Genomic DNA, 6,999 nt, shown 5'->3' on the forward strand with positions numbered 1-6,999 from the left:
AAAAGTCGCGGCATACCCGGACCGTTGAGGGAAATGAGTGTTACGGGAGTCGTGAAAAAACAGCTATTTATGCAGTACGTGTTTTTTTGCAGCGTAGTAACACGGCCTTTAGGTCATTTCCCTCAACGTTAAGTATAAGAAATCGTAGGGCAGTTGATAAGCACTATCGTTTCGGTTTATTACTTAGCTAAATATAAATATTTTGCTTTTATATTTTTTACTATAAACGCCAAATTTTATATTTAGCGGACTTAATTAATATTCACAGACCTTTCGGTTTAGCACAAACGCCCTATGTTTTTTATACACTGTTAGCTGTAGTGCTTTATTCGTTTTTGTGCTCTTTTTTCGATTTCTCTATTCCATTTTCATAAAGAGTTTCGGATTCCAGTTTTCCATTCTCGTCATAAGATTTTGTTACACCGTGTTCCTTTCCATTAATCATTTCTTGATAAAGAGAAAGTTTGCCATTGGTATATGTATATTGTTTTCCGTCTCTCTTATAGTTTTTATATTCTTGCTCATTATGGTCTAAATGCCCTTCCCAACCGCTATAGTCATACACATAAAGCCCTGTGCCATCTTTAAGAGTTTGTTCTCCTTTTTCATTCCAACAATTGTGTATTAGAAAATCACCATTTTTAAATTCAGCTTCAAGTTTTTTAGTTCCGTCTTTGTGGTATTCTAGCCATTCTCCGTCACGTTCATATGCTGATATATAATTACCGGTTTCGGAAAGTTGTCCGTTTTCGTGCCATTCTTTATATTCTCCAATTCTTTCGTCTTTGTCTAATTGTTTATGCTCTAATTTTTTAGAATTACCATTTTCATAATACCATAAATGCTTAAATTGATTTTTTGATAAGTCTTTAGTTATGGTATATTTTTTATTGCTATTTTCATAATATTCAATTCTTTCTCCAGTTTGCTCGCCTTTAGAATAATAAATTTCTTCACCTAATGTTCCATTTTCAAAATGACTTTTAAATGTCCCTGAAACCACACCTTTTTCGAGAGGAATTAGCTCTTTAATTTTTTTGTTCGAATGGTATGTTTTAAGTTCTCCTGAAAAGTTTAGGTCAAATTCATTACCTTCTTCATCTAAACATATTTCGTTAGGATTCTTACGAATGTAATTCTCAATATTTTTCATCGTTTGATTATTGAGATTATAGTATTCATCATCTAAATCGTCAAAATCTTTGATTTCTTTGTATAGGTTACTGAATTCTTCCCAACCTCCAAGCCGTGCATCTTTAATTTTCCTATTTTCTTTTAAATATAATTCATAAGAACGGTTCACCAGTTCAGCCATTTTATCGTCTCCGATATGTTTTAAAGCCTTAATGATTGTTGGTGTATATTTTCCATAATCATTATAATAATACTGGGTAAATCCACCATTATTTACTTGACCATCAACATACCACCAATAGTATAATGCTTTTTGACCATAAGATAGATTTTTGCCTTTTTTGAGTTCTCCTTTTTCATCTTGGATATATTCTGAAATTGGTTCAAGAACAAACCAGCCAAAATCAAAACCTGTTAATTTGAAAAAGTCACCTTTTTCTAAATTTGGTTTAAAATGTTCAGATTCATTGAATTCCCAATAAGGGTCATTTTTCGGTTTATTTTGTCCGAAAAGGTTAAATATATTCATTGTCAATATTATTATAAGTAGTTTGTTCAATCTCGGTTTTCGCATTACAGCTAACGGTCCGGGTATATCTTCCGGAAGGCGCAGCCTACCGAGTGGAAGATTGCTGTGACTTCTGGAATATATGCCCAGTTGTGTGTAGTTATCTAAAGTAGGTAGTAAAGTTGGCAAAAGCAAAACAGCCTTAATTAAAGTCGCGGCATACCCGGACCGTTGAGGGAAATGAGTGTTATGGGAGTCGTGAAAAAACGGCTATTCATGCAGTACGTGTTTTTTTGCAGCGGAGTAACACGGCCTTTAGGTCATTTCCCTCAACGTTTATGTGTAAGGAATGTTGCGTGTTTGAGTGCGAGGATTTTCCGAAGGAAAATCAGAAGCTAGCAAACAAAGCAACGACCAAACGGTTTAACTAAAATAAGCAATGTTTTTTACACGGTGTTGGCAACTGGCTTTTTTCCGTTCGCTATTTTCTTAATGATTATTCCGCTAATAAAAGTCGAGATTATTGTTAAAAATAAAATCATTCTATAATTCACATTATTTTGATGATATTTTAAAATTCCGTCATTCATTATTGGGTTTGTTATTGTTATTTTTATAAACTGACTTTCGAGAAAGCAATAAAGACAGTAAAAAGTCGGAATTAAAATCAGATAGATTAGATTCAGTTCGATTATTTTTTTCAGAGAACTTACCTTTCGAGATGTGAAATAAAATCCGATTGGTATTAAAGTCAGAATAAAAGCAATGTCCGTTTCAAAAAGTCGAAAGTCCTTTCCCCCATAAAAGCCGAGTTTGTAATCCGCCAAATATTTTACCGTTCTGCGAGTCAAAATCCGATAATCCAATTCGTATAGCATTCCGATAACAAAAGTCAGAATTGCAATGAGAATTAGTAAAATCAGTTTTCGTTTTCCTTTCAGCATATTGGTTTTTCAGCTTGTTGCCAACGGTCCGGGTATATCTTCCGGTAGGCGCAGCCTCCCGAGTGGAAGATTGCTGTGACTTCTGGAATATATGCCTAGTTGTGTGTAGTTATCTAAAGTAGGTAGTAAAGTTGGCAAAAACAAAATAGCCTTTATAAAAGTCGCGGCATGCCCGGACCGTTGAGGGAAATGAGTGTTATGGGAGTCGTGAAAAAACGGCTATTCATGCAGTACGTGTTTTTTTGCAGCGGAGTAACACGGCCTTTAGGTCATTTCCCTCAACGTTTAAGCTATGGCAAGTAGGGCAGGCAAGGAAGCTTTTCGTTTTCGTCTGCGCTCGTAGCCAAAGCTTTTTGTTTTTTTTTATCTTTTTCATTTTAAAAGCCAAATCCAAAAGATTTGGCGGACTTAGTAAATAAACCCAAGCCTTTAAATTTAGCACTTTATGCCCTATTTGCTATAGGTATTGTTGCCAGTAGTTTTTATTTTCCATGCCGAGTCATACAAACGAACCTCAAATTCATCTCCGATATTAACCTCATTATATAAAATTTTTGCTCTCGGATAGTTTTTGGTTAGCACTCTTACATTAAAAAATAAGTCAGTTGAATCTCCTAGAAAATGTTTGTCTGTAATAATTCCATCTATTGATAAGTGTTTTATCGCTAATGGTTCCCATTCCAAGTTTGGACAACCATAGTCAACTACGCTATGAGATTCTGATAAAGGCATTTTTACGGTAATAGAGTCATTTATTTTAAACATGTGATATTTTTCTATTCCTATGATTTTTTGTTCTTTGGCGCACTCTAAATAAGGTTTTTCATTTTCCAGTATTTCATTGACTTTATCTTGGATGTAAAAATTTTCATTATTCAAATTTTGATGATAAGAATATAAAATTAAACCTGACATATAATCATAATGCGTTATTCCTATTGAATTGAAATAGGCCACAATAGAATCAGATTTAGAGTGGTGACGTAATAAGTTGTTTCTCAAATGTAATCCTATCCCAAAATGCAAATCATTTGGTGTTGTATCATTCTCCTTTATATTCTTAAAGACTTCAATATCTTCAGGACTCCAAACTTGATTTAAATACTCAAAAGAGTAGCTAAGTTCTTTGGGAACTTCTTCATGTCTAGCGCAACCTAGAAATGAGAATATTGTAATAAAAATGATTAGCTTTTTCAATGTTTCTTAAATTACTGGCAACGGTCCGGGTATATCTTCCGGAAGGCGCAGCCTACCGAGTGGAAGATTGCTGCGACTTCTGGAATATATGCCCAGTTGTGTGTAGTTATCTAAAGTAAGTAGTAAAGTTGGCAAAAGCAAAACAGCCTTAATTAAAGTCGCGGCATGCCCGGACCGTTGAGGGAAATGAGTGGTACGGGAGTCGTGAAAAAACGGCTATTCATGCAGTACGTGTTTTTTTGCAGCGGAGTAACACGGCCTTTAGGTCATTTCCCTCAACGGTTGGTATAAGAAAAGTAGGGCAGTCGGTAAGCACCAAAATTTCCGTAAAGCACCAAGCCATATTTTTAATTTTCTTTTTAACTTTTCTGTTGTCAAAAATACATATTAAAAATATGGCGACCTAGCAAACGCCCCTAAGCCATTGGTCTAGCACTATCCGCCCTATTTTTTTTATACATTGTGGTGCATAGTGCTTTCCGCAAACTTGATAGCGTTGGCAGAAGACATACTCTTTTGTAATTTTTGACGTAGCATTGGCTGTAGCGAATTGCAAATGTGTATGGCTTTGAGCGTCGGCTAATTCCAGTTTGCTTATTCCGTTTTGAATTGGAATTCGCCACCTCCTTGAAAAAGTACCATAGTTTTGTCGGATGGATTAAACACAATTTTAACTCCAGCTTGGTCAAAGGTAAATACGTTTTCCTCCGTTGGTTCTAGCGGAAATGCTCCTTGCCCAGTTGCTTGTGCAAATAAAGTGTTACCGTCTTTTGTAATGTCAATTTTCGGTGGAATTTGGTCGCTAGAATATTTACCCAAAAACTTGTCCAAATCTTCCGATGATAATTCAAGTCGGTCAAAATTTGGTAATTTAAATTCGTCATTGAAGTAAGTTGCCAAAACTGCCAATAGAATATTATTGTTATTATAATTTGTACCGTTCGATGTTAAACTTATGCTTAATTTCTCTTCTGGAAAATAACTAGAAACAGACGTAAATCCGTCAATTCCGCCAGTATGACCAAAACTTACCTTTTCATTATACGGAAATTGAAATAAGCCCATTCCATATCCATTAGTAATCGTTTTCATTTGCTTTAAGCTTTTTTCAGATATTATTCTTCCCAAAAAAAGTTGTTCCAAAAATCGGTTCAAGTCAGATGGATTAGAAACTATTGCTCCTGCACCTTGCGGAATTGACATATCTGTTTCGGTCTCCTTCTGCCACTTGCCAACATATTTGTATGAAAAACTTTCATTTTCTGCTATGTTAGTTTCTTTTCCATAATAGGTGTTTTCAAGTTTTAATGGTCTGATAATTTGACTTTTTAATATTTCTGAAAATGACTTTTTCTTTATTTGCTCTAGGATAAAGGTCAGCAATAAGTAATTTGAATTGCTGTATTCATTCTTTTCGTTGGGACTAAATTCTGTTTCTCCATTTACAATCCGTTTAATCATTTTTTCTTTGTTCTGCGGTAGCGTATTCCACTCAAGATAGTTTTCATCGTTTGTGAAATCGTGAATTCCGCTACTATGATTGAGTAAATTGGCAATCGTTATTGTTTTGGCATTTTCAAGTTTTGGAAAAAACGTTTCGATAGTTTTATCGAGTTCTAATTTTCCGTCTTCTATTGCCTTAAATATTAATGTGGATGTAAATATTTTTGAAATCGAGCCAATTCGGTATTTAGTAGTATTGGAAGTTTTAATACCATTTTCTAAATCCGAAAATCCGATTGACTTTTCATAAATGGTTTTTTGGTTTGCAGAGACGGAAATACTACCCATAAATTTGTCGTTCTGTTCCAAAAGCGTAAATAAACTATCAAGTTTTTTACTTTGGAATGATTGAGCCGAACTTACAGTTGCTAAAAGCAACAAGATTAATAATGTTAATGAATTTTTCATACTTTCTATTTTTTATTGATTTTACGTTTTAGTTTTAAAAGAAAAGTGATGATGAAATAGGAAGCTACTATTGATAGAATCATACTTGGGATAAACCAATTACCCAAAACCTCTGTTATTGCTGAATTGTTCAAGTTTCCTTCTTTAATTTTGCCCAAAACCATAAACGAGTTATCATTAAGGAATAGTCCAACCTCTTTTGGATTAACTATTTTGGCATAAATCAGATAGACAAACCCGAATAATAACAAGTATAAGACAAAGAAAATAAGGTATGAGATTCCATTTGTTATGTTTAACGCCAATGCTTTTATAATATGCAATGGATTAAAGGTTTTAGTCGCTTGTTCTAGTTTTTTGTCGGCAACCAAAGGTTTTAAAACTTCTTCAGGAATACCTAATTTATCTAAAATGTCCAATAAATGGTCAATCTCTAGGTTATTTGTGTTTCGTTGCAAACCTTCATAAATATGGCTGTTAAATTCCAATATTATTTCGTTTTGGTCTGTCGATGGTAATGGTTTAACCGCTTTCTTTATCCGTTTCATATAACTGTCATAGACACGTTTTGAAGCGGTTTCTTTAAATTCAATTTCTTTTATTTTCATTTTGATATTTTTTTGATTGATGTTGATAATTCCTCCCAGTAGATTTGCATCTGTTTTAGGGTTTTTTTTCCAGTATCGGTCAATACGTAATATTTTCTTGGTATTCCCGATTCTTGTTCTACCCATTTAGATGATACTAGTTCTTCTTTTTTTAATCGGTTCATTAGTGGGTAAAAAGTTCCTTCCGCAATATCAATTGCGGTTTTCTTCTTGACTTCTTCTATGAATTCGTAGCCGTAGAATTCATTTTCTCGAAGCACGTTCAAGACCACGAACGTTAATGTTCCTTTCTTTACTTGCGATTTCCATTTGGTGACAAAGATTTCATTCATATGCCAAATGTATAACAAAATACATAGTATAACAATGTATTATTAAAAAATATTTTATACTATGTTTTTTGGAATGAGGAATGTTACTTAAAAATATGTGTGAATCAGGGCAATGGCAGAAATAGCTCTTTTATTTTTTCAGCGTTGGCTGTAGCATTGGAAAAAATAAATGTGCTGTTTTAGTGGTGGCTTTTTTAGTACAAATGTTAATGGTTTGCACGATTTTCAGCATTATACACAACGGTCCGGGTATATCTTCCGGAAGGCGCAGCCTGCCGAGTGGAAGATTGCTGTGACTTCTGGAATATATGCCCAGTTGTGTGTAGTTATCTAAAGTAGGTAGTAAAGTTGGCAAAAACAAAATA

At 34.1% G+C, this 6,999-nt stretch carries 6 protein-coding genes; all 6 read right to left on the bottom strand.

Going from position 1 to position 6,999, the window contains the following annotated elements:
• Positions 1–325 precede the first annotated feature (325 nt).
• A complete protein-coding gene (locus HW347_RS20405) occupies positions 326–1,693 on the bottom strand; it encodes a DMP19 family protein (protein ID WP_214613572.1) in 1,368 nt (455 codons plus the stop codon).
• 1,343 nt (positions 1,694–3,036) lie between these two features.
• A complete protein-coding gene (locus tag HW347_RS20410) occupies positions 3,037–3,783 on the bottom strand; it encodes a DUF6794 domain-containing protein (RefSeq protein ID WP_214613573.1) in 747 nt (248 codons plus the stop codon).
• A gap of 594 nt (positions 3,784–4,377) precedes the next feature.
• Positions 4,378–5,694 (bottom strand): serine hydrolase domain-containing protein, encoded by a 1,317-nt coding sequence (locus HW347_RS20415; protein WP_214613574.1) that lies wholly within the window; start codon positions 5,692–5,694, stop codon positions 4,378–4,380.
• Between the two features lie 5 nt (positions 5,695–5,699).
• Entirely contained in the window at positions 5,700–6,302 is a 603-nt protein-coding gene (locus tag HW347_RS20420) for an HAAS signaling domain-containing protein (RefSeq protein WP_214613575.1), read from the bottom strand.
• Entirely contained in the window at positions 6,299–6,634 is a 336-nt protein-coding gene (locus HW347_RS20425) for a PadR family transcriptional regulator (protein ID WP_214613576.1), read from the bottom strand. The genes HW347_RS20420 and HW347_RS20425 overlap by 4 nt, the downstream gene beginning before the upstream one ends.
• A 130-nt stretch (positions 6,635–6,764) precedes the next feature.
• Positions 6,765–6,999, bottom strand: a 235-nt coding sequence (locus tag HW347_RS20430; protein WP_214613577.1) for a hypothetical protein, incomplete at its 5' end; no start/stop codon positions are given.

It is taken from the genome of Zobellia barbeyronii (genome assembly GCF_018603515.1).
Taxonomy (GTDB): domain Bacteria; phylum Bacteroidota; class Bacteroidia; order Flavobacteriales; family Flavobacteriaceae; genus Zobellia; species Zobellia barbeyronii.

Coding starts and splice junctions, on each gene's coding strand:
- HW347_RS20415 (WP_214613574.1), bottom strand. CDS start 5,694: ATGAAAAATTCATTAACATTATTAATCTTGTTGCTTTTAGCAACTGTA.
- HW347_RS20425 (WP_214613576.1), bottom strand. CDS start 6,634: ATGAATGAAATCTTTGTCACCAAATGGAAATCGCAAGTAAAGAAAGGA.
- HW347_RS20420 (WP_214613575.1), bottom strand. CDS start 6,302: ATGAAAATAAAAGAAATTGAATTTAAAGAAACCGCTTCAAAACGTGTC.